Origin of the sequence: Micromonospora sp. L31, assembly GCF_052068075.1 — a bacterium.
GTDB classification, from domain to species: domain Bacteria; phylum Actinomycetota; class Actinomycetes; order Mycobacteriales; family Micromonosporaceae; genus Micromonospora; species Micromonospora purpureochromogenes.
In genome coordinates this window covers 562,630-582,433 of the sequence record NZ_JBQHDC010000003.1, presented here as the reverse complement: position 1 = coordinate 582,433, position 19,804 = coordinate 562,630, and the positions used below count along the sequence as shown (strand labels likewise).

The 19,804-nt window shown below is 74.4% G+C and carries 19 protein-coding genes; 14 read left to right on the top strand and 5 right to left on the bottom strand.

Annotation, left to right across the window (positions count from 1 at the left end):
- Window positions 1-82 precede the first annotated feature (82 nt).
- The 5 genes from ACTMS9_RS12385 to ACTMS9_RS12365 all read left to right on the top strand — a co-directional run bounded on the left by ACTMS9_RS12385 (window position 83) and on the right by ACTMS9_RS12365 (window position 4,438).
- On the top strand, window positions 83-1,267 hold the full coding sequence (locus tag ACTMS9_RS12385; RefSeq protein WP_350799861.1) for an ABC transporter permease: 1,185 nt from the start codon (window positions 83-85) through the stop codon (window positions 1,265-1,267).
- Between the two features lie 256 nt (window positions 1,268-1,523).
- Window positions 1,524-1,733, top strand: coding sequence for a helix-turn-helix domain-containing protein (locus tag ACTMS9_RS12380; protein ID WP_088960133.1), 210 nt, complete (start codon window positions 1,524-1,526; stop codon window positions 1,731-1,733).
- 219 nt (window positions 1,734-1,952) lie between these two features.
- Entirely contained in the window at window positions 1,953-2,054 is a 102-nt protein-coding gene (locus ACTMS9_RS12375; RefSeq protein WP_007465623.1) for a 30S ribosomal protein bS22, read from the top strand.
- A gap of 120 nt (window positions 2,055-2,174) precedes the next feature.
- Entirely contained in the window at window positions 2,175-3,248 is a 1,074-nt protein-coding gene (locus ACTMS9_RS12370; RefSeq protein WP_441164945.1) for an NAD-dependent epimerase/dehydratase family protein, read from the top strand.
- 302 nt (window positions 3,249-3,550) lie between these two features.
- Window positions 3,551-4,438, top strand: a complete 888-nt coding sequence (locus ACTMS9_RS12365; protein WP_441164977.1) for a lysophospholipid acyltransferase family protein — start codon at window positions 3,551-3,553, stop codon at window positions 4,436-4,438.
- A gap of 114 nt (window positions 4,439-4,552) precedes the next feature.
- Here the strand turns inward: ACTMS9_RS12365 and ACTMS9_RS12360 are convergent, their stop codons facing one another.
- From ACTMS9_RS12360 to ACTMS9_RS12350, 3 genes are all read right to left on the bottom strand, one after another.
- Window positions 4,553-5,428: an HAD family hydrolase gene (locus tag ACTMS9_RS12360; protein ID WP_441142226.1), complete on the bottom strand. Its 876-nt coding sequence runs from the start codon at window positions 5,426-5,428 to the stop codon at window positions 4,553-4,555.
- Between the two features lie 104 nt (window positions 5,429-5,532).
- The gene (locus tag ACTMS9_RS12355) at window positions 5,533-6,405 is read right to left on the bottom strand and encodes a DUF5667 domain-containing protein (protein ID WP_441142227.1); all 873 of its coding nucleotides are present in this window, start codon (window positions 6,403-6,405) and stop codon (window positions 5,533-5,535) included.
- Window positions 6,406-6,637: 232 nt separating this feature from the next.
- Window positions 6,638-7,570, bottom strand: a complete 933-nt coding sequence (locus tag ACTMS9_RS12350; protein ID WP_441142228.1) for an ECF subfamily RNA polymerase sigma factor, BldN family — start codon at window positions 7,568-7,570, stop codon at window positions 6,638-6,640.
- Window positions 7,571-8,039: 469 nt separating this feature from the next.
- Between ACTMS9_RS12350 and ACTMS9_RS12345 the strand changes: the two genes are divergently transcribed.
- From ACTMS9_RS12345 to ACTMS9_RS12335, 3 genes are read left to right on the top strand one after another with little or no spacing between them, the layout of a single operon-like run.
- The gene (locus ACTMS9_RS12345) at window positions 8,040-9,653 is read left to right on the top strand and encodes an AMP-binding protein (RefSeq protein ID WP_441164944.1); all 1,614 of its coding nucleotides are present in this window, start codon (window positions 8,040-8,042) and stop codon (window positions 9,651-9,653) included.
- A complete protein-coding gene (locus tag ACTMS9_RS12340; RefSeq protein ID WP_088960139.1) occupies window positions 9,643-9,897 on the top strand; it encodes a glutaredoxin family protein in 255 nt (84 codons plus the stop codon). The genes ACTMS9_RS12345 and ACTMS9_RS12340 overlap by 11 nt, the downstream gene beginning before the upstream one ends.
- 21 nt (window positions 9,898-9,918) lie before the next feature.
- Window positions 9,919-10,569: an HAD family hydrolase gene (locus ACTMS9_RS12335; RefSeq protein WP_441164943.1), complete on the top strand. Its 651-nt coding sequence runs from the start codon at window positions 9,919-9,921 to the stop codon at window positions 10,567-10,569.
- A 23-nt stretch (window positions 10,570-10,592) separates the two neighbouring features.
- Here the strand turns inward: ACTMS9_RS12335 and ACTMS9_RS12330 are convergent, their stop codons facing one another.
- Both ACTMS9_RS12330 and ACTMS9_RS12325 read right to left on the bottom strand, forming a co-directional pair.
- The gene (locus tag ACTMS9_RS12330) at window positions 10,593-11,246 is read right to left on the bottom strand and encodes a response regulator (protein ID WP_088960141.1); all 654 of its coding nucleotides are present in this window, start codon (window positions 11,244-11,246) and stop codon (window positions 10,593-10,595) included.
- Window positions 11,247-11,282: 36 nt separating this feature from the next.
- The gene (locus ACTMS9_RS12325; RefSeq protein WP_441164942.1) at window positions 11,283-12,569 is read right to left on the bottom strand and encodes a sensor histidine kinase; all 1,287 of its coding nucleotides are present in this window, start codon (window positions 12,567-12,569) and stop codon (window positions 11,283-11,285) included.
- 433 nt (window positions 12,570-13,002) lie between these two features.
- Here ACTMS9_RS12325 and ACTMS9_RS12320 point away from each other — a divergent pair, with 433 nt between their 5' ends.
- The 6 genes from ACTMS9_RS12320 to ACTMS9_RS12295 all read left to right on the top strand — a co-directional run bounded on the left by ACTMS9_RS12320 (window position 13,003) and on the right by ACTMS9_RS12295 (window position 19,774).
- Complete coding sequence (locus tag ACTMS9_RS12320; protein WP_441142232.1) at window positions 13,003-13,773, top strand: redox-sensing transcriptional repressor Rex; 771 nt, start codon at window positions 13,003-13,005, stop codon at window positions 13,771-13,773.
- A complete protein-coding gene (locus ACTMS9_RS12315; RefSeq protein WP_441142233.1) occupies window positions 13,770-15,140 on the top strand; it encodes a glutamyl-tRNA reductase in 1,371 nt (456 codons plus the stop codon). The genes ACTMS9_RS12320 and ACTMS9_RS12315 overlap by 4 nt, the downstream gene beginning before the upstream one ends.
- Entirely contained in the window at window positions 15,137-16,105 is a 969-nt protein-coding gene (gene hemC, locus ACTMS9_RS12310) for a hydroxymethylbilane synthase (RefSeq protein WP_441142234.1), read from the top strand. The genes ACTMS9_RS12315 and hemC overlap by 4 nt, the downstream gene beginning before the upstream one ends.
- Window positions 16,102-17,682 (top strand): uroporphyrinogen-III synthase, encoded by a 1,581-nt coding sequence (locus tag ACTMS9_RS12305; RefSeq protein WP_441142235.1) that lies wholly within the window; start codon window positions 16,102-16,104, stop codon window positions 17,680-17,682. Before hemC ends, ACTMS9_RS12305 begins: the two co-directional genes overlap by 4 nt.
- Window positions 17,683-17,694: 12 nt before the next feature.
- A complete protein-coding gene (gene hemB / locus ACTMS9_RS12300; RefSeq protein WP_280839407.1) occupies window positions 17,695-18,678 on the top strand; it encodes a porphobilinogen synthase in 984 nt (327 codons plus the stop codon).
- Window positions 18,679-19,183: 505 nt separating this feature from the next.
- Window positions 19,184-19,774 carry a helix-turn-helix transcriptional regulator gene (locus ACTMS9_RS12295; RefSeq protein ID WP_441142236.1) on the top strand — a complete coding sequence of 197 codons (591 nt, stop codon included), beginning with the start codon at window positions 19,184-19,186 and terminating at the stop codon, window positions 19,772-19,774.
- Window positions 19,775-19,804: the final 30 nt, after the last annotated feature.

The following is a 19,804-nucleotide window of genomic DNA, read 5'->3' as shown; positions in this document are numbered from 1 at the left end:
CGGACGCTGCGGCCCGGGGCACCTCCGGAGTGGACGCGGCCGGGACGGGCCGGGCGGGCGACGAGCGGGCCGGCGGGGCGTCGTGAGGCTCGCCGAGGCGTGGCGGGTGGCGCTGGACGCGCTGCGGGCCAACCGGATGCGCAGCGCGCTGACCATGCTCGGCGTGATCATCGGGGTGGCGTCCGTGGTGCTGCTGGTCGCCATCGGCACCGGTACGAAGCAGAAGGTCGAACAGCAGGTCGAAGGGCTCGGCTCCAACCTGCTGCTGGTGGTCCCCGGCCGGATCGACGTGGGCACCGCGCCAGTGGTCTCCCCGCTGACCCTCTCCGACGTCGACGCGGTCTCCCGGGTGGTCGGCGACCCCAGCCGGGTCGCGGTCACCATCGCCTCCGGCGCGACGGCCCGCGCCGGCAACCGCTCCGACTTCACGACCGTGCAGGGAGTGCTGGAGACCACCCCGACGGTCTTCACCCGCTCGCTGGCCCGGGGCCGCTACCTGACCGGCGCGGACGTGGACACCAGCCGCCGGGTGGCGGTGCTCGGCGACTCGGTGGCCCGCGCGCTCTTTCCCGACCGGGATCCGCTCGGCCAGCAGGTCGCGCTCGCCGGCGTCCGGTTCCGGGTGATCGGGGTGTTCGCGCCGCTCGGGCAGAGCCTCGGCGTCGACCGGGACGACGAGGTGCACGTGCCGGTCACCGCGGCCCAGCGACTCTGGGGCACCCAGCGGGTGGACGGCATCGCGGTCAAGGCCCCGGACCGGGAGCGGATCGGCGAGCTGGGCGACCGGATCGTCGCCGAGCTGTCCCGCCGGCACCCGGACACCGAGTTCAGCGCGGTCACCCAGCAGCAGATCCTCGGCGTGCTCGGCGACATCCTCGGGGTGCTCACCGGCGTGCTCGCCGCCATCGCCGGCATCTCGCTGCTCGTCGGCGGGGTGGGCGTCTCCAACATCATGCTGGTCTCGGTGCGCGAACGGACCCGGGAGATCGGCCTGCGCAAGGCCGTCGGCGCGCGCCCCCGCGACATCGGGGTGCAGTTCCTGCTGGAGGCGGTGCTGCTCACCGCGATCGGCGGGCTGACCGGGATGGCGCTCGGCGTGGGCACCGCGCTGCTGGTGGACGCCTTGTCGCCGATCCCGGCCGCGATCACCTGGTGGTCGCTGGCGCTGGCGTTCGGGGTGTCGGCGGCGGTGGGCATCGTCTTCGGGGTGGTGCCGGCGCAGCGGGCCGGCCGGCTCGACCCGGTGGTCGCGCTGCGCGCCGAGTGAGCCCACCCGGTCGGCGGCGCGGGCCTCGCGCGACGGGTGCCCGCCACCGGTCCCGGGAACGGGACGCTGAGCGCAGGCGGGGGCGAAACGGCAGGTCACGGTCGGGTGAACGACGGTCGGCGCATGATCAGTTGTACGAAGGGATCGCGCCGGTCACAGCGGCCCCGCTACCGTACTGGTAACACGCGCGTTGCCGGCCCGGACGGAAGCTCCGGTCGCTCGGTACGCGCCGGGCATGGGATGGGTCGGGTGAGCCATGGCCGGGTCGCAGTCCGACGGTCGGCTGTCGGATGTCAAGTTCCTCACCGTCGCCGAGGTGGCGTCGGTCATGCGGGTGTCCAAGATGACGGTCTACCGCCTGGTGCACAGCGGTGAACTCACCGCGGTCCGGGTCGGCCGGTCGTTCCGGGTGCCGGAGCACGCGGTGCACGACTATCTCCGGGGCGCGTTTCAGGAAACCGCCTGACCCGTCGCCGGGCGGTGCGCCGACTGCGACGTAACGGGCATCGACGGGGGCGCGTTGGTCCTGCTGACGCACTCCGGCTACCCTGGAGCCGATCGTGACCCTCGCCGGTGAGCCCCGACGCCACCAGGCTGGTCCGGTCCGTTGTCCGCAAGCGGTCACCGGCGCCACCGACGTGGCGCCGCTCGTCCGCCCCGCACGTTTGCATTGAAAGGCTGTCGTATGGGCTCGGTGGTCAAGAAGCGCCGCAAGCGCATGGCTAAGAAGAAGCACCGCAAGCTGCTGCGCAAGACCCGCGTCCAGCGTCGCCGTCTCGGTAAGTGACCGGGGCCGGGCCACGGCCCGGCTTCCGGCACCACTTGCCAACTGTCGACCCTCGGAGGCTCAGGTGATCAGGCCGCGGACGTCCCGGCTCGGTCCCGTCTGCCGGTCAGGGCGTACGAGATGACCCCCGGTGGCACCTCAGGTGCTCCGGGGGTCATCGTCGTGACCGGGGTCGGCCGCTATCTCGGCGCGCACGTCGCCGCCCGGCTCGCCGCCGACCCGCGCATCGAGCGGGTCATCGGCGTCGACCCGGCCACCCCCGGCCCCGAGTTCACCGACCTGCTCGACCGGGTCGAGCGGGTCCGGCTCGACCTCGGCTCGCTCGGCGGGCTCCTCGTCGACCTGGACGTCGACGCCGTGGTGCACCTCGCCCTGGTCAGCTCGCCCGACCCCCAGCACGGCGGCCGGGCGGCGATGAAAGAGCAGAACGTCATCGGCACCATGCAGCTGCTCGCCGCCTGCCAGCGGGCGCCGCGGCTGCGCAAGCTGGTGGTCCGCTCCTCCACGGCCGCGTACGGCGCGTCCTTCCGCGACCCGGCGGTCTTCACCGAGGAGACCGAGCCGCGCGAGGTGCCGCGCGGCGGTTTCGGCCGCGACATCCTCGACATCGAGGGGTACGTCCGCGGCTTCCGCCGCCGCCGTCCCGACGTGACCGCGACCGTGCTGCGCTTCGCGCCGTTCATCGGCTCCACCGCCGACACCACGCTCACCCGCTACTTCTCCCAGCCGGTGGTGCCCACCGTCTTCGGGCGCGACCCGCGGTTGCAGTTCGTGCACTTCGACGACGCCCTGGAGGTGCTGCACCGGTCCATCGCCGAGGAGCACCCGGGCACCTACAACGTCGCCGGGCCGGGGGTGCTCTCGCTCTCCCAGGCGATCCGCCGGGCCGGTCGGGTCGCCGTGCCGGTGCTGGAGCCGGGCCTGTCCGGGGCCGCCGCGCTCGCCCGCAACCTCGGCTTCGGCCGCTACGGCCTCGACCAGGTCGACCTCTTCGTGCACGGCCGGGTGGTCGACACCAGCCGGCTGGAGCGGGAGTACGGCTTCACCCCGCGCTCCACCGCCGCCGCGTTCGACGACTTCATCCGGGCCCACCACGGCGGCGTGGTGCTCACCCGCAACACCCTGGCTACCGCCGAGCAGCTCGTGCTGGAGAGCATCCGCCAGGTCCGGTCGGCCGTCCGGGAGCGCTCGTGAGCCGGTCCGAGGAGCGGCCCGACGGCCGGTACGACGTACCGCTGACCGTGGCCGGGCCGGACGTTCAGCCGGCGCGAAGCAACGGGCACCGGCGCACCACAGCCGCCGCCGCCCCGGAGCCGGCGGCCCTGGCCGAGCCGGACACCTCAGCCACCGATGAGCGGGTCCCGTCCGCCCGGGCGGGCGCGACCTCGTCCACCGGCAACGAGCCGGACGCCGGGACCGACGAGCTGAACACCAGGGCCGACGAGCCGGCGACCGGGGCGCGGGACCGGGCCACCCAGGGCGACGAGGCCGGGCGGATGCCGGCGGACCCGCCGGGCGGGGCGGCGGTGCCGGACCGGCCGGGGGATCACTGGGACCGCAAGGTCGCCGCCGGCCTGGCCTTCCTGCGCCGGCGGCTCTCCGGCGAGTACGAGGTCGACGAGTTCGGTTTCGACCCGGACCTGACCGACTCGGTCTTCCACCCGCTGCTGCGCCTGCTCTACCGGGACTGGTTCCGCACCGAGGTCTCCGGCCTGGAGAACGTGCCCGCCGACGGGGCGGGCCTGGTCGTCGGCAACCACTCCGGCACGGTGGCCCTGGACGCGCTGATCCTCGCCACCGCCCTGCACGACCAGCACCCGGCGCGCCGCTACCTGCGGCTGCTCGGCGCCGACCTGGTGTTCCGGATGCCGGTGGTCTCCGAGATCGCCCGCAAGACCGGCGGCACGGTCGCCTGCAACCCGGACGCGGAGCGGCTGCTCGGCAACGGTGAACTGGTCGGCGTCTTCCCCGAGGGCTTCAAGGGCATCGGCAAGCTCTACTCCGACCGTTACAAGCTGCAACGCTTCGGTCGGGGCGGTTTCGTCTCGGCGGCGCTGCGCACCGGCACCCCGATCGTGCCGGTCGCCATCGTCGGCGGCGAGGAGATCTACCCGATGCTCGCCGACATCAAGCCGCTCGCCCGGCTGCTGAAGCTCCCGTACTTCCCGATCACGCCGACGTTCCCGTGGCTCGGGCCGCTGGGCATGGTGCCGCTGCCGAGCAAGTGGCTGATCGAGTTCTGCCCGCCGATCCCGACGGCGCACCTCACCGACTCCGCCGACGACCCGCTGGTCGTGTTCAACCTCGCCGACCAGGTCCGCGAAACGATCCAGCAGACCCTGCACAAACTCCTGGAACGCCGCCCCGACCCCTTCGGCCCCTGACCCACCCCTCGACCGTCGCGCCCCTCCTGCCGAGGCGCACGTACCGAGAAAGCGTGGCTATTCCTCCGCGAATAGCCACGCTTTCTCGCTACGAGTGGGCGCTTCGTGGTGGGGTCAGGGGGTGCGGCGGCGGCGGTGCAGGGCCAGGCCGGCGCTGACCGCGCCGGCGAGCAGGCCGGCGGCGGCGGTGGACGGTACGGCGATCTTGACCGCCCGCCGCCCGGTGCGGAAGTCCCGCACCTCCCAGCCCCGCTCGCGGGCCTGCCGCAGCAGCGTCCCGTCCGGGTTGATCGCGACCGCCCGCCCGACGGCGGTGAGCATCGGCAGGTCGTTGGCGGAGTCGCTGTAGGCGGCGCAGCGCGTCAGGTCCAGCCCCTCGACCGCGGCGAGCTGGGCGACCGCCTCCGCCTTGGCCGGCCCGTGCATCAGGTCGCCGACCAGCCGCCCCGTGTACGCGCCGTCGACCACCTCGGCCACCGTGCCGACCGCACCGGTCAGGCCGAGTCGGGTGGCGATCACCCGGCCGATCTCCACCGGGGCGGCACTGACCAGCCACACCCGCTCGCCGGCGTCGAGGTGCCGCTGAGCGAGCCGGCGGGTACCGGCCCAGATGCGCGGGGCCATCAGCTCGTCGAAGATCTCCTCGGCGAGGCGCTCGATCTCGTCCACCCGCCAGCCCTCGATGAAGGCCAGGGCGGCCTCCTTGGCCTGCGACATGTCGACGGCGTTCTCGGTGGCCAGCAGCCGGAACCGGGCCTGCTGCCAGGCGAACCGGGCCAGGTCGCCGGTGGTGAAGTACTTGCGGGCGGCCAGCCCACGGGCGAACCAGTAGATCGAGGCGCCCTGCATCATCGTGTTGTCCACGTCGAAGAAGGCCGCGGCGGTGGGGTCCGGCTCAGCGGGGACGGGCCGGTCGAGCTCGGCGTCGGCCCAGCCGGCGGTGTGCCCGTGGACGTCGGTGCTGACCGTGACCTTGCGGGTGCGGGCCATCCGACCTCCCTCCGTACGACGACCGCTGCACCCCTGAGCGTAGTCGGGGGTCGGTTACGGACGGCCGTCCGAAGGTGGAACTGTGGCGTGAACGGCTCTGCCGCTCAGCGGTCGCTCGGGCAGGTCGCCGGGGCGGGGCCGAGCGCGTCGCTGCCGACCGGCGCGGGCAGGCCGCAGGCGATGGCGGCGCGCAGCGCGTCGGAGCGCTTGCGGATGGCGTCCAGCAGGGCCAGCGAACGGCGGGTCCGGTCCCGCTCGGCGCGGCTGGCCCCGTCGAGCAGCCCACCGACCGCCTTGCGCTGCCCGGCCACGAAGGTGTTCACCGCATCCAGCCCGGCCGGGTCGGAGCGGTGGGCGGCGGCGGTGGTGAGCAGCCGTACGCCCTGGCGGGTGTCGGCGTCCATGTCGTCCAGCACCGCGCTGAACCCGGCCAGGTCGCCGCGGAGCATGCCGGCCTCGTCCAGCCGGGTACGGGCGAAGTCGAGGAAGAGCTGGCCCCGGCTGAGGTCGGAGCTGGTCAGGGCGAGCTGGGCGCGTTCGGTGGAGCGCTTCATGCCGTACAGCGCGTCGCCGGGGACCGCGTCCTCGCTGGCGGCGGAGATGCCCGACACGGCGACGGCGCCGGCGGCGATGCCGACCAGGATGGCGCCCCGGGCGCGGATCTGGCGGGCGGTCACCGCGCCCAGCAGCGAGCCACGCGAAGTCACCTCGGTCGGGCGGGCGGGTGTGGTCGCGGTCGCCGCGCCCATGCCCTCCCGCTCCGCGGTCGCCACCAGCATGGCCCGGAGCCCGGCGCGGAACTCCGCGTCGACCTCGACGTCCGGCCGCGCGGCGACGAGTCGCTGACCGACCGCCACCAGGGCGGTGAGCCGGTCGTCGGCACGGGACCGGACATGGTGACGCCGGCCGCCGTTCGCCTCGTCGACAAGCTGGGCGAAACGTGCGGCCCGACGACGGGAGAAGAGGTCACTGTCCACCGCAGGCACCCCCTCTCGCTGGTCACGGCCGCCTCGGCCGCGGTGGTTCCCAGCGACCGGCGGCGGCGTACACCGACGGACGAAGGTGTTGGCCGGCCGCGCTGCTCCGGACCGGGTGGTCCGGGGGCGCCGGGGCAACCACCGGTCGCACCCGGAGAAACGGTCCGCGACGGGCACGGGTTACGGGCCGGCCGCTGCCGAAATCACGAAGAGTGATCGTCGTCGCAGGGGCTCAGGGCTGGAAACCGTCCGGGAGCAGGCGGGCCAGGGCGCGGACGGCGCGATATTGCAATGCCTTGATCGCGCCCTCGTTCTTGCCCATCGCGCGGGCCGTCTCGGCAACTGAGAAACCCTGGAGGAAGCGGAGCACGATGCACTCCTGCTGCTCCGGGTTGAGCTGCTTGACGGCGGTGAGCAGCGCGACGTTGGTGATGTGCTCGACCACCGCCGCCTCGGGGCTGCCCTCCGGGCCCCGGTCCTCCCGGTCGGCGTCGAGCACGTCGCCGGTGGTGACCTCCAGCCGGTAGCGGCCGGACTTGAAGTGGTCCGCCACCAGGTTGCGGGCGATGGTGACCAGCCAGGCGCCGAGGTCGCGGCCCTGCCAGGTGAAGCTGCCGATCCGCTTGAGGGCCCGCAGGAAGGTGTCCGAGGTGAGGTCCTCGGCCAGTTGGCGGTTGCCGACCCGGAAGTAGACGAAGCGGAAGACGGTGTCGACGTACCGGTCGTAGATCAGGCCGAACGCCTCGGCCTCGCCGGCCTGCGCGCGCTCCACCAGCGCCCAGACCTCGGTGGCCGGGTCGGACGGGTCGGGCCGGCTGGGGAACCCGGTCGCCGGCGTCGTGGCCGCCGGCACCGCGGGCAGCACGGCGGTGTCGGCGGCGGGCACGGCCGGCAGCACGGCGGTCTCGGCGCCGGACGGGTCGGTCACCGCCGGCGGCTCGCCGACCCGCCGGCTCTGCGCCGGCATGGTCGGGCGGGCCGGCGACGCGACCCGGCCGCCGGCCGACTTCGCGTTCCCACCGGGTACGGCGGGCCGGGCCGGGGCCTCGTTGTGCCGGTTGCGCCGCTCGGAGCCGTGCCCCGGATCCAGCCGCTCGTTGGGCGACGTGCGGGGTGTCGGGCCGGTCAGGCCGGCGGGCCGCTCCGCATAGCCGAAGGTGGTCACCGCGCCTCCCCGGTCCGCGCGCCGGCCGGCCGGGCGGTGCGGCGACGGATCGCCGCAGCGTCCGGTCCGCCCCGGGCGGGCAGGGTCGCACAGGGGTGTGCCGACGTGCGGCAGATCCCCCTGAGGTGCTGGTCCAATGCGCTCACAGGCACGGGGGCCTCCTCGGGCTGAGGGGTGTCGACTCACGGCAAATGGGGTGAGCCGACCCGAGTGATGATAGGGCCAACGTCACCCGCGCGTGGCAAGTCCGTTACACAGGGCCAAAGTATTTCCCGCCCCGTCGCACAGATGGCGGACCAGTTGTCCGTCGTGTGCGGTTGACTTTCACGTCGCGCCTTGATCCCGGGTGGAAAGTCCAGGTCGGAGCGGAAGTGAACCGCCTTCGGCGTGTCGGCGTGTCGCCGGAAGGGCGGCGTGCCCCCGGCGCAAGCATGGTCCCTCCGGGACTGCTGTGCCAGACTCAGCGACCGTGCAGGACGCCACCGACAGCTCCGCGCCCGACCTCGCCGACCGGCTTCGCCGGGCGGCCGCCGACCACGGCGACCGACCGGCGCTGCACTGGCGCGAGCAGACCCTGACCTGGTCCGAACTGGACGCCCGGGTGAGCGCCGTGGCCCGGGCCCTGGCCGCCGCCGGGCCTGCCGCGCCGACCGACCCGCCGGCGCGGGTGGCGATCGCGTTGCCGAACACGCCGGACTTCGTGGTCGCCTACCTCGCCACGCTGCGCGCCGGGCTGGTCGCGGTGCCGGTCAACCCCGGCCTCACCGCCCGCGAGCTGCGGCACGTGCTCGCCGACTCCGGCGCGACGCTGCTCTGCGGCACCGAGGCCGTCCGGGACCGGGTGGCCGGTCTCGAGCTGCCGGCGCTCGCCGCCGTGCACACCACCCTGCCCGAGGAGGCGGGGGAACCGCCGGCGCGAGCCAGCGGCGACCTCGCGGTGCTGCTCTACACCTCGGGCACCGAGGGGCAGCCCAAGGGCGCGATGCTGCCGCACCGGGCGCTGGCCGCCAACCAGGACCAGGTGGGCCGGATCTCCCCGCCGGTGGTCGGGCCCGGGGACACCGTGCTGCTCGCGCTGCCGCTGTTCCACGCGTACGGGTTGAACACGGGGCTGGGCGCGGTGATTCACCACGGCGCTACCGGAGTGCTGGTCGACGAGCTCGGCCCCGGCTGCGCGCTCGACGAGATCGCCCGGCACCGGGTCAGCGTGCTGGTCGGCGTACCGTCGATGTTCCTGGCCTGGTCCACGGCGGACGCCGACGCGGTCGTCGCGGCGATGGCGTCGGTGCGGGTCGCGGTCTGCGGCGCGGCGCCGCTGGACCCGGCCGCCGCGGCGCGCTTCACCGAGGTCACCGGGCATCCGGTGCACGTCGGGTACGGCCTGACCGAGACCGCGCCGGTGCTCACCACCACCCTGGTCGGCGGCGAGCCGAAGCCCGGCTCGATCGGCCGGCCGCTGCCCGGCGTCGAGCTGCGCCTGGTCGGCGGCGACGGGACCGACCTGTGGCGCGACGGCGTCGCCGAGCCGGACGACGACCCCGACGACGAACCGTGGCTCGCCGACTCCGCGCCCGGCACCGACCCCGGCCAGATCGTGGTCCGCGGGGCGAACCTGTTCGCCGGCTACTGGTCGGACGGCCGGGGCGGCCCGGACGCGGACGGCTGGTGGGCCACCGGCGACGTCGCCTACGCCGACGACGACGGCGACCTCTTCCTGGTCGACCGGCTGGGCGAGCTGATCCTGGTCAACGGCTTCAACGTCTACCCGCGCGAGGTCGAGCTGGTGCTCGAGGCGCACCCGGGGGTGGTCGGCTCGGCCGTCCTGGGTGTGCCGCACCCGCGTACGGGTGAGACTGTGCGGGCGTACGTGGTGCCGGCGCCGGGGCGTCCGGTCACCGGCGAGGAACTGCTCGCCCACTGCGCGCGTAACCTGGCCCGGTTCAAGTGCCCGACCGCCGTCGAGTTCGTCGACGAACTGCCGTACTCGGTGATCGGGAAGGTACGCAAGACCCAGCTGCGGTCGGCGCCGTCCCCGGCGACGCCGCCCCGGCCCCGACGCACGGAGGTCCCCGATGTCCAGTGACGCCCGGCTCACCCTGATCACCCGGCCCGGCTGCCACCTCTGCGAGGACGCCAAGGCCGCGCTGGACCGGGTGGTGGCGGTCACCGGCGACAAGTGGGTGGAGAAGGACGTCACCGGCGATGTCGAGCTGGAGCGGGACTACGGGGACCGGCTGCCGGTGGTGCTGCTCGACGGCAAGGAGCACGGCTACTGGCGGGTCGAGGAGGATCGGCTGCTGCGGGACCTGACCACGCCGCAGCTCTGAGGTGGCCCTTAGGCTGCTGCGATGACCCCTGCGCGCGACCACCTGGTGTGGGACTGGAACGGCACCCTGCTCAACGACCTCAGCCTGGTGGTGCAGGCCACCAACGTGGCCTTCGCCAGCGCCGGCGGCCCGTCGGTGACCGTCGACGAGCACCGGGTGCGGTTCCGCCGGCCGATCGTCGACTACTACGCCGAGATGCTGGGGCGGGCGATCGACGCGGAGGCGTTCGGCGCGCTCGACCGGATCTTCCACGACGCGTACCGGGCCGGGCTGACCAGCTGCGCGCTGGCCGACGACGCGCTGGCGGCGATCGCCGCCTGGCCGGGCAGCCAGTCGCTGCTGTCGATGTGGTTCCACGACGAGCTGGTGCCGACCGTGCACACCTACGGCCTGACCCCGCACTTCGCCCGGGTGGACGGGCTGCGCGCCACGGTCGGCGGCGGCCACAAGGCGGAGTGGCTGGAGAAGCACCTGGCCGAGCTGGGGCTGGCCGGCGAGTCGGTGGTGCTGATCGGCGATTCGGTCGACGACGCGCACGCCGCCGAGAGCGTCGGCGCCCGCTGCGTCCTCTACACCGGCGGCCTCTCCGACCCCGCCGCCCTGCGCGCCACCCCCCACCCCGTCGCCGACACCCTCACCGAAGCGGTGACCCTCGCCACCCACCTCCCCTGATCCTGGCCCCGCCGCCGGTGGGGTCAGGCGCGGAGGTGGGCGAGGACGGCCAGGACCCGGCGGTGGTGGTCGGTGTCCGGGGGCAGGTGGAGCTTGGTGAAGATGTTGCGGACGTGCTTCTCCACCGCGCCGTCCGTGACCACCAGGGACTTCGCGATGGCGGCGTTGGAACGGCCCTCGGCCATCAGCGCCAGCACCTCCCGCTCGCGCGGGGTCAGCTCGCCCAGCGGGTCGTCTCGACGGCGCCGGACCAGCAGTTGGCCGACCACCTCCGGGTCGAGCACGGTGCCGCCGGCGGCCACCCGGGCCAGCGCGTCGAGGAACTCGTCGATCGCGGCCACCCGCTCCTTGAGCAGGTAGCCGATCCCGCCGCCGCCCCCGCCCGCGGTGGACAGCAGGTCGTCGGCGTACGACACCTCGACGTACTGGGAGAGCACCAGGATCGGCGTACGGGGGACCAGCTCGCGGGCCCGGACGGCCGCGCGCAGCCCCTCGTCGGTGTGGGTGGGCGGCATCCGCACGTCCACGATCGAGACGTCCGGCCGGTGCGCCACCACCGCCTCCACCAGCGCCTCACCGTCCCCGACGGCGGCCACCACCTCGTGTCCCTGCTCGGTGAGCAGCCGGACCAGGCCTTCCCGGAGCAGTACGGCGTCGTCGGCGATCAGTACTCGCATGTCGCGGTGTCTACCACGTCCGGGCGGGTGCCGGGGTCACAGCGGCAGCACGGCCCGCACGACGGTCGGGCCGCCGACCGGGCTGTCCACCCGGAGCACGCCGCCGGCGGCGCGTACCCGGTCGGCGATGCCGGCGAGGCCGTGCCCCTTCGCCACGTGCGCACCGCCGGCCCCGTCGTCACTGACGGTGACGTCGAGCTGGTCGTCGTGGCGCTGCACGGTCACCGCGCAGCCGGTCGCGCCGCTGTGCTTGGCCACGTTGGTCAGCGCCTCGGCGACCACGAAGTAGGCGGTGCTCTCCACCAGCGGGTCGAGCCGGCCCTTCGGGTTGCCCAGCCGGTCGTCGAGGGTCAGGTCGACCGGCACCAGGCTGCGGCCGGCCAGGGCGGCCACCGCGCTGGGCAGGCCCCGGTCGACCAGCACCGGCGGCGCGATGCCCCGGGAGAGCGCCCGCAGCTCGGCCAGGGTGTCCCGGGTCTGGGCGATCGCCTCGTCCAGGGTGCGGGCGGCGGCCTGCGGGTCGGTGGCGAGCTGCTGCCGGGCCCGGCTCAGGTCCATCGCCAGCCGGACCAGTCGCTGCTGGGGGCCGTCGTGGATGTCCCGTTCCAGCCGGCGCAGCGCCGCCGCCTCGGCCGACACCGCCGCCCGCTTCTGCTCCTCCAGCACGGTGATCCGGTCACGCATCTCGGCCACGCCGGTGAGCAGGCCGCGCGCGAAGCCGGCCTGGAGCAGCGCGCAGCCGCGGACCACGATCGGCAGGGTGAGCAGGAAGATCAGGCCGATCGCGGTGTTCAGGCCGATCCGGGCCACCGGCCCGTCGCCGAGACCGAGCAGGTCGGCCAGGCTGCGGTCGCCCGGGCCGTAGGGGAGGGCCCAGTCGTACGCGGGGTAGAGGGTGCCGGCGAGCGCGACGACCCACCAGGCGACGGTGATGGCGAACGTGACGACCGCCACCACGGACCGGGCGATGCCGTGCGCCAGGTCGAGCCAGGACTGCCCGTCCCGGATCGGGGTGAAGATCCGCCGCCAGGGGCCGGCCGCCGGTGGCGGGGTCAGGTAGCGGGGGCGGATCCGGGGCATCCGGAGCACCGTGGGCAGCCGCAGCCGCTCCACGTCGGCCAGGCCGCGCGCGGTGTAGAGCGTGCCGGTCATGATCGGCACGCCCACCACCAGCACCGCCAGCCCGACGCCGAGCGCGAGGCCGGCCGTCAGCACCACCAGGCCGAACAGCGCCAGGGGGAGGCCGAGCAGGACGTACCCGGTGTCGCGCATCAGCTGGCGGCTCACGCTCGGTACCGGCGTGACCGCGGTGGCGGTGGTCATGCTCCGAGGCTAGGGACGCCAGGCCCGGAATGCCCATCCGGCGGGCTGCCCCGTTCCGGGTCGGGTTGGCCCTACCCCCGGCCGGCACCGCACGCCGGGCCCGGCCGGCCGCGCCGGGTGGGACCGGCTCCGGCGCAGGTGAGGGGTACGCCACGGGCCCGCCGCGCCTTGTGTGATTGGTCAGAGAAGTCGGGATTGAGCAATAATCGCCGAGCGGCGCCGGCCAAGGCCGCCGGATCGATCTTGCGGAATGGAGGGCCTGGTGGACGGGCGTCGCGAGTCAGCAAGATCGCGATTTGTGCACGTCTTCACAAGCGCCTACTCTGTAGTTCCGACGCGCCCCGCTAGCACGGCCGGCACTCTCGGCCGCGAGCGGGGGTCCCGAAATGGCCGGGCACCGGAGCTGGCCGAGGATCGCACCGCACGGAGTCTCATGAGTCAGCACCGTCACCCTGGCGCGCCCGGCCGCGCCGGTGCCGTACCGGCGCTCCCGGATCTTCCGGAGGCGACCGTCGCGCGGCTCCCCGAGTACCTCCGCGCGCTGCACAACCTCGCCGAGAGCGGTCACGAGACCGTCTCCAGCGAGGGGCTGGCCGGCGCCGCCGGGGTCAACTCGGCCAAGCTCCGCAAGGACCTCTCCCACCTCGGCTCGTACGGCACCCGGGGCGTCGGCTACGACGTCACGCTGCTGATCGAGCAGATCGAGTACGTGCTCGGGCTCACCCAGTGCCGGGCCGTCGCCCTGGTCGGAGTGGGTAATCTCGGTCACGCTCTGGCCGGCTACGACGGCTTCGCCAGCCGTGGCTTCCGGATCGCCGCCCTCTTGGATGCCGATCGCGCCCGGGTCGGCGAGGTGATCAACGGCCTGGTCGTGCAGCACGTCGACGACCTGGCCCGGGTGGCCGCCGAGGAGTTGATCTCGATCGGCGTGATCGCCACCCCGGCCTCGGCCGCCCAGCCGGTCGCCGACCAGCTCGTCGCCGTCGGCGTGACGAGCATCCTGAACTTCGCACCGTGCGTACTCTCGGTGCCGGAGGGGGTCGACGTGCGCAAGGTCGACCTCGCCATCGAGCTGCAGATCCTGTCCTTCCACGAGCACCGCAAGGCGTCGCTGACCGCGCTCCCCGCCACCGGCGGGTCCGCCCTCACCGCTCTGCCCGGCGGGCTCGCGGCCACCGACACCCAGGAGGCGATCGGCACGTGAAACTGCTCGTCGTCGGCGCGTCCTACCGCACCGCCCCCGTCGCCACCCTGGAACAGCTGGCGGTCGCCCCCGCCGACCTCACCCGCACGCTGGACCGCCTGGTCGCCCAGCCGTACGTCGCCGAGGCGGTGCTGGTCTCCACCTGCAACCGGGTGGAGGTCTACGCCGCCGTGTCCGGTTTCCACGGCGGCCTCGGCGACATCTGCGCCGTCCTCGCCGAGCAGGCCGGCGCCCCGCCGGCGGCGCTGGCCAGCCACCTCTACGTGCACTACGACGCCGCCGCCGTCGACCACGTCTTCCGGGTCGCCGCCGGGCTCGACTCGATGGTGGTCGGCGAGGCGCAGATCCTCGGCCAGCTGCGCGACGCGTACCACTGGGCGACCGGGGCCGACTCGGCCGGGCGGCTGCTGCACGAGCTGATGCAGCAGGCGCTGCGGGTGGGCAAGCGGGCGCACGCCGAGACGAACATCGACCGCGCCGGGCAGAGCGTGGTCACCGCCGCGCTGGACCTGGCCGCCGATCACCTCGACAGCGACCTCTCCGGCCGCCCCGCCATGGTGGTCGGCGCGGGCGCGATGGGCGCGCTGGGCGTGGCGACGCTGTCCCGGCTGGGCGCCGGGCCGCTCACCGTCACCAACCGCGGGGCCGACCGGGCGGTACGCCTGGCCGAGTCGTACGGGGCGAACGCCGTGCCGATGGCCGAGCTCGTCGACGCGCTCTCCACGGTGGACATCGTGGTGGCCGCCACCGCGGCCACCGAACCGGTCCTCACCCTCGACCGGGTCACCCGGGCGCTGGCCCGCCGCGACGCCGAGCGAGGCCCGCTGGTCCTGCTCGACCTGGCCGTGCCGCGCGACGTCGAGCCCGGGGTGGCCGACCTGCCCGGCGTCGAGGTGATCGACATCGACCGGATGGCCGCGCTGCTCGCCGACGGTCCGGCCGCCGCCGACGCCGCCGAGGTCGCCCGGATCGTCGCGGGCGAGGTCGAGTCGTTCCTGAGCTGGCTGCGCGGGGCCGACGTGGCGCCCACCGTGGCCGCGCTGCGGGGCCGCGCCGACGACGTGGTCACCGCCGAGCTGCGCCGGCTCGCCCAGCGTCGCCCCGACCTCGACGACGACCAGCGCGCCGAGGTCGCCCGGACGGTGCACCGGGTGGTGCAGCGGCTGCTGCACCAGCCCACCGTGCGGGTCCGCCAGCTCGCCGCCGAGCCCGGCGGCGACCAGTACGCCGCCCTGCTGCGGGAGCTGTTCGACCTCCAGGTGCCGCAGACCTCGCCGGTCGACACCGTTCCCGACGTCGTCGAGAACGCCGACGGCCGGCCCTCCTTCGACGTCGTCGACGTCCCGCCCACCGGAGGTGAGCGATGAGCACGCCCCTGCGCCTCGGTACCCGGGGCAGCGCCCTGGCGATGGCCCAGTCCGGCCACGTCGCCGAGGCCCTGACCGCGGCCACCGGCCGCGAGGTCGAGCTGGTCGAGGTGGTCACCGCCGGTGACCGCTCGTCGGCCCCGGTGCACCGGCTCGGCGTCGGAGTCTTCGTCTCCGCCCTGCGCGACGCGCTGACCGCCGGCGTCATCGACCTCGCGGTGCACTCGTACAAGGACCTGCCCACCGCCGCGGCGGCCGGGCTGCACATCGCGGCGGTGCCGCCCCGGCAGGACCCGCGCGACGCGCTGGTCGCCACGGGCGGTCGTACCCTCGCCGAGCTGCCGCCGGGCGCCGTGGTCGGCACCGGCGCGCTGCGCCGGATCGCCCAACTGCACGCCCTCGGGCTGCAGCTGGAGGTCACCCCGATCCGGGGCAACGTGGACAGCCGCCTGCGGCGGGTGCTCGGCCCGGAGGCCGACCTCGACGCCGTCGTCCTGGCCCGGGCCGGCCTGGCCCGGCTGGGCCGGACCGACGTGATCACCGAAACGCTCGACCCGATGCTGATGCTGCCTGCGCCCGCCCAGGGCGCGCTGGCGGTGGAGTGCCGGGCCGACGACCAGGACCTGGTCGAGCTGCTCGCGGTGCTCGACCACGCACCGTCCCGGGCCGCGGTCACCGCGGAGCGGGCGTTCCTGGCCACCCTGGAGGCCGGATGCTCCGCTCCGGTCGCCGCCTACGCCGAACTCGCCGAGGGCGACGCCGGTGATGAGATCTACCTGCGCGGGGCGGTGATCAGCCCGGACGGTACCCGAGACCTCCGGCTGTCCCGCACCGGTACGCCCGCCGACGCGGCGGAGATCGGCAAGGCACTCGCCGCCGAACTCCTCGAACTCGGCGCCGACTCGATCCTCGGCCACGAAGGACACACCGGCCCGGGGACCCAGCAATTTGGGAGCACAGAATGACCCGCACCCGTAAGCCCGTAGGCCGGATCGCGTTCGTCGGGGCCGGCCCCGGCGACCCGGGCCTGCTGACCCGCCGGGCGCACGACGCCCTGGTCGACGCCGACCAGGTGGTGTACGACCGGGGGGTCCCCGAGTCGCTGCTCGACGCCGTCCGCGCCCAGGCCAGGTCCGACGCCCAGTTCACGCCCGCCGAGGGTGTGCCGGGCGACGTGGCCAAGGTGCTCATCTCCGCCGCCCGTTCCGGGCTGAACGCGGTGCACCTGGTCGCCGGTGACCCGTTCGGCCACGACTCGGTGGTCAAGGAGGTGCAGGCGGTGGCGCGTACCGCCGCGCACTTCGAGGTGGTCCCGGGGGTCGGCCAGGCCGAGGGTGTCGCCACGTACGCCGGTGTGCCGCTGCCGGGCGTGCGCACCGCCGCCGACGTCGAGGACGTCAGCACGCTGGACTTCGACGCGCTGGCCGCGGCCGTCGGCCGGGGCTCGCTGGCCCTCGCGGTCGACGCGGGCGACCTCGCCGCCATCCGGGACGGCCTGCTGGCCGCCGGGGTGGACGGCACCACCGGCGTCGGGGTGACCGGCGACGGCACCGGCGAGACGCAGTACACCACCACGTCGACCGTCGACTCCTTCGTCGCGGCGGCGCTCGGCTTCACCGGCCGGGTCGTGCTCACCGTCGGTGAGGGCGTCGCCCAGCGCGACAAGCTGAGCTGGTGGGAGAACCGGCCGCTGTACGGCTGGAAGGTGCTGGTGCCCCGCACCAAGGAGCAGGCCGGTGCGATGAGCGCCCGGCTGCGCGCGTACGGGGCGATCCCGTGCGAGGTGCCGACGATCGCGGTCGAGCCGCCGCGCACCCCGGCCCAGATGGAGCGGGCGGTCAAGGGCCTGGTCGACGGCCGCTACGCCTGGGTGATCTTCACCTCGGTCAACGCCGTCCGGGCGGTCTGGGAGAAGTTCGCCGAGCACGGCCTGGACGCCCGCCACTTCGGCGGCGTCAAGATCGCCTGCATCGGCGAGGCGACCGCCGACGCGGTGCGCGCCTTCGGCATCCAGCCGGAGCTGGTCCCGTCCGGCGAGCAGTCCTCCGAGGGGCTGCTGGCCGAGTTCTCGCCGCACGACGAGATCCTCGACCCGGTGGGCCGGGTGCTGCTGCCGCGCGCCGACATCGCCACCGAGACGCTCGCCGCCGGGCTCACCGAGCGCGGCTGGGAGGTCGACGACGTGACCGCGTACCGGACCGTCCGGGCCGCCCCGCCGCCCGCCGAGATCCGGGACGCGATCAAGTCGGGCGGGTTCGACGCGGTGCTCTTCACCTCGTCCTCCACCGTCCGGAACCTGGTCGGTATCGCCGGGAAGCCGCACGCGCGTACCGTTGTTGCAGTTATCGGGCCCAAGACGGCGGAGACGGCGACGGAGTTCGGCCTGCGGGTCGACGTGCAGCCTGCGCACGCCTCGGTGCCCGACCTGGTGGAGGCGCTCGCCGCCTACGCCGTCGAGTTGCGCGAGAAGCTGGCCGCCATGCCGGCCAAGCAGCGCCGCGGCTCGAAGGTGCAGGGGCCGACCGCTCTGAGGTTCCGCTGACAGGAGGCTGTCGTGCCGTACCCCGAGATCCGGCCCCGCCGGCTGCGCCGTAACGCGGCCGTGCGGCGGCTGGTCTCCGAGACCCGCGTCGACCCGGCCGAGCTGGTCGTGCCGATGTTCGTCAAGGAGGGGCTGACCGAGCCACGGGCCGTCGCGTCGCTCCCGGGGGTGCTCCAGCACTCCCGGGACTCGCTGCGCAAGGCCGCCGTCGAGGCGGTCCAGGCCGGGGTGGGCGGGATCATGCTCTTCGGGGTGCCGGCGTCGCGGGACGCGACCGGCTCCGGCGGCATCGACCCGGACGGCATCCTCAACGTGGCCATCCGGGACGTCGTCTCCGAGGTGGGTGACGCCACCGTGGTGATGAGCGACCTCTGCCTGGACGAGTTCACCTCGCACGGGCACTGCGGGCTGCTCACCCCGGACGGCGGCGTCGACAACGACGCCACCCTGGCCGCGTACGCCGAGATGGCGGTGGCCCAGGCCGCCGCCGGGGTCGGCGTGGTCGGGCCGTCCGGGATGATGGACGGCCAGGTCGGCGTGGTCCGCCGGGCCCTCGACGCCGCCGGTCACCAGGATGTCGCGGTGCTGGCGTACGCGGTGAAGTACGCCTCGGCCTTCTACGGTCCGTTCCGCGACGCCGTCGAGTCGGCGCTGGAGGGCGACCGCCGCACCTACCAGCAGGACCCGGCCAACCTGCGGGAGTCGCTGCGCGAGGTCGAGCTGGACGTCGCCGAGGGCGCCGACATGGTGATGGTCAAGCCGGCACTGCCCTACCTCGACGTGGTCGCGGCGGTCCGGGCCGCGGTGGACGTCCCGGTCGCCGCCTACCAGGTCTCCGGCGAGTACGCGATGGTCGAGGCGGCCGCCGCGAACGGCTGGATCGACCGGGAGCGGGTGATCCTGGAGACGCTCACCTCGATCCGCCGGGCCGGCGCGCAGATCATCCTCACCTACTGGGCGGTCGAGGCCGCCCAGCTGCTCCGCGAGCGTTACTGACCGCCAGCGCGTCATCCCCCTGGTCCGCGACATCCCGTGGTCCGCGTCGTCTGCTGGGCGGCTGCGGACCGCCGCCCATTTTCTCGCCGGTCGTTGCCGCCTCCCCGGGGCCAGCGTCATCACTGTCCGTATCTTCCGCCCCCCGGCAGCTCACCCCTCACTTTCCCTTTGCTCTGCTGCCCTGGAGGCGACGCACACACTCGGTCGCCGTCGCCGATAGGGCAGCAGAGCAAAGCGCCGGGAGGGGTGGGGTGGGGGTGTGGGTGAGGCGGGGGGTTCGGGCTGTTCAGGGGGCCGCCCTGCGGTCGAGGCTTCACGCGGGTCTGCCGCAGGACTCAGCCGGCCATCACTCACCGTTGTCCTCGACGATCCGGTAGGTCCGGTGACCGAGCGCTACTGAGCGCGGTGCGGCGCGCAGCGGAGGTTCTCCACAGGGCCGTCGGTTGTCCACAGGACAGTGCAACGGGGGTGGTGGCGGAGCCCGGGCAGCCGCGACGGTGACGCCATGAGTGAGGTGATCCCCACCGACCAGCCCGTCGGGGAGGCCGACGGCGACGGCGACCAGCCCGGTGGCCGGCCCGGCGGCGATACCGAGGGGTGCGGCGGACAGCCGACCTTCCTCAGCAAGCCGTTCGACCTGCCCTGGCCGGCCGCCGGCATCGTGCGCGCCGTTCGGCGTCGTGCCGACGCGAGCCAGCGGGAGTTGGCCCGCTGGGCGGAGGTGCACCACGGCACCATCGGCAAGATCGAGGCGGGGACGCTGATCCCGAGCGTCGCCCTGCTACGTCGCATCATCGCGGCCGCCGGCTTCCGGCTCGCGGTCGTCGACGAGTTCGGCCGGGTGCTCCAGCCGATGCGGGACCGCGAGGACACCCGCGACGGCGCGGAGCGGCGCTACCCCTCCCACCTGGACACCATTCTCGACCCGGAGACCGGCGAGTGGTGGGCCGACATTTACGGGCTGGCGCGTCCCCCGGAGACCTTCCACCGCAACCGGGCGGTGCGGGACGCCATGCGTCGGCGCAGCCAGTGGGAGGTGCGGGTGGCGAAGTACCGCGGTGACCCGCCCCCGCCCCGGATCCGCCCCGACTGGTGACGGCCCGCCGGCCAGGCGCAGGCCTGGCCG

What these genes read in the sequence shown, in the direction of transcription:
- ACTMS9_RS12330 (WP_088960141.1), bottom strand. Translation starts at nt 11,246, where the DNA reads ATGCGAGTACTGATCGCCGACGACGCCGTACTGCTCCGGGAAGGCCTG.
- ACTMS9_RS12320 (WP_441142232.1), top strand. Translation starts at nt 13,003, where the DNA reads ATGAGTCAGCACCGTCACCCTGGCGCGCCCGGCCGCGCCGGTGCCGTA.
- ACTMS9_RS12325 (WP_441164942.1), bottom strand. Translation starts at nt 12,569, where the DNA reads ATGACCACCGCCACCGCGGTCACGCCGGTACCGAGCGTGAGCCGCCAG.
- ACTMS9_RS12340 (WP_088960139.1), top strand. Translation starts at nt 9,643, where the DNA reads ATGTCCAGTGACGCCCGGCTCACCCTGATCACCCGGCCCGGCTGCCAC.
- ACTMS9_RS12370 (WP_441164945.1), top strand. Translation starts at nt 2,175, where the DNA reads ATGACCCCCGGTGGCACCTCAGGTGCTCCGGGGGTCATCGTCGTGACC.
- ACTMS9_RS12335 (WP_441164943.1), top strand. Translation starts at nt 9,919, where the DNA reads ATGACCCCTGCGCGCGACCACCTGGTGTGGGACTGGAACGGCACCCTG.
- ACTMS9_RS12380 (WP_088960133.1), top strand. Translation starts at nt 1,524, where the DNA reads ATGGCCGGGTCGCAGTCCGACGGTCGGCTGTCGGATGTCAAGTTCCTC.
- ACTMS9_RS12375 (WP_007465623.1), top strand. Translation starts at nt 1,953, where the DNA reads ATGGGCTCGGTGGTCAAGAAGCGCCGCAAGCGCATGGCTAAGAAGAAG.
- ACTMS9_RS12295 (WP_441142236.1), top strand. Translation starts at nt 19,184, where the DNA reads ATGAGTGAGGTGATCCCCACCGACCAGCCCGTCGGGGAGGCCGACGGC.
- ACTMS9_RS12365 (WP_441164977.1), top strand. Translation starts at nt 3,551, where the DNA reads ATGCCGGCGGACCCGCCGGGCGGGGCGGCGGTGCCGGACCGGCCGGGG.
- hemC (WP_441142234.1), top strand. Translation starts at nt 15,137, where the DNA reads ATGAGCACGCCCCTGCGCCTCGGTACCCGGGGCAGCGCCCTGGCGATG.
- ACTMS9_RS12305 (WP_441142235.1), top strand. Translation starts at nt 16,102, where the DNA reads ATGACCCGCACCCGTAAGCCCGTAGGCCGGATCGCGTTCGTCGGGGCC.
- ACTMS9_RS12360 (WP_441142226.1), bottom strand. Translation starts at nt 5,428, where the DNA reads ATGGCCCGCACCCGCAAGGTCACGGTCAGCACCGACGTCCACGGGCAC.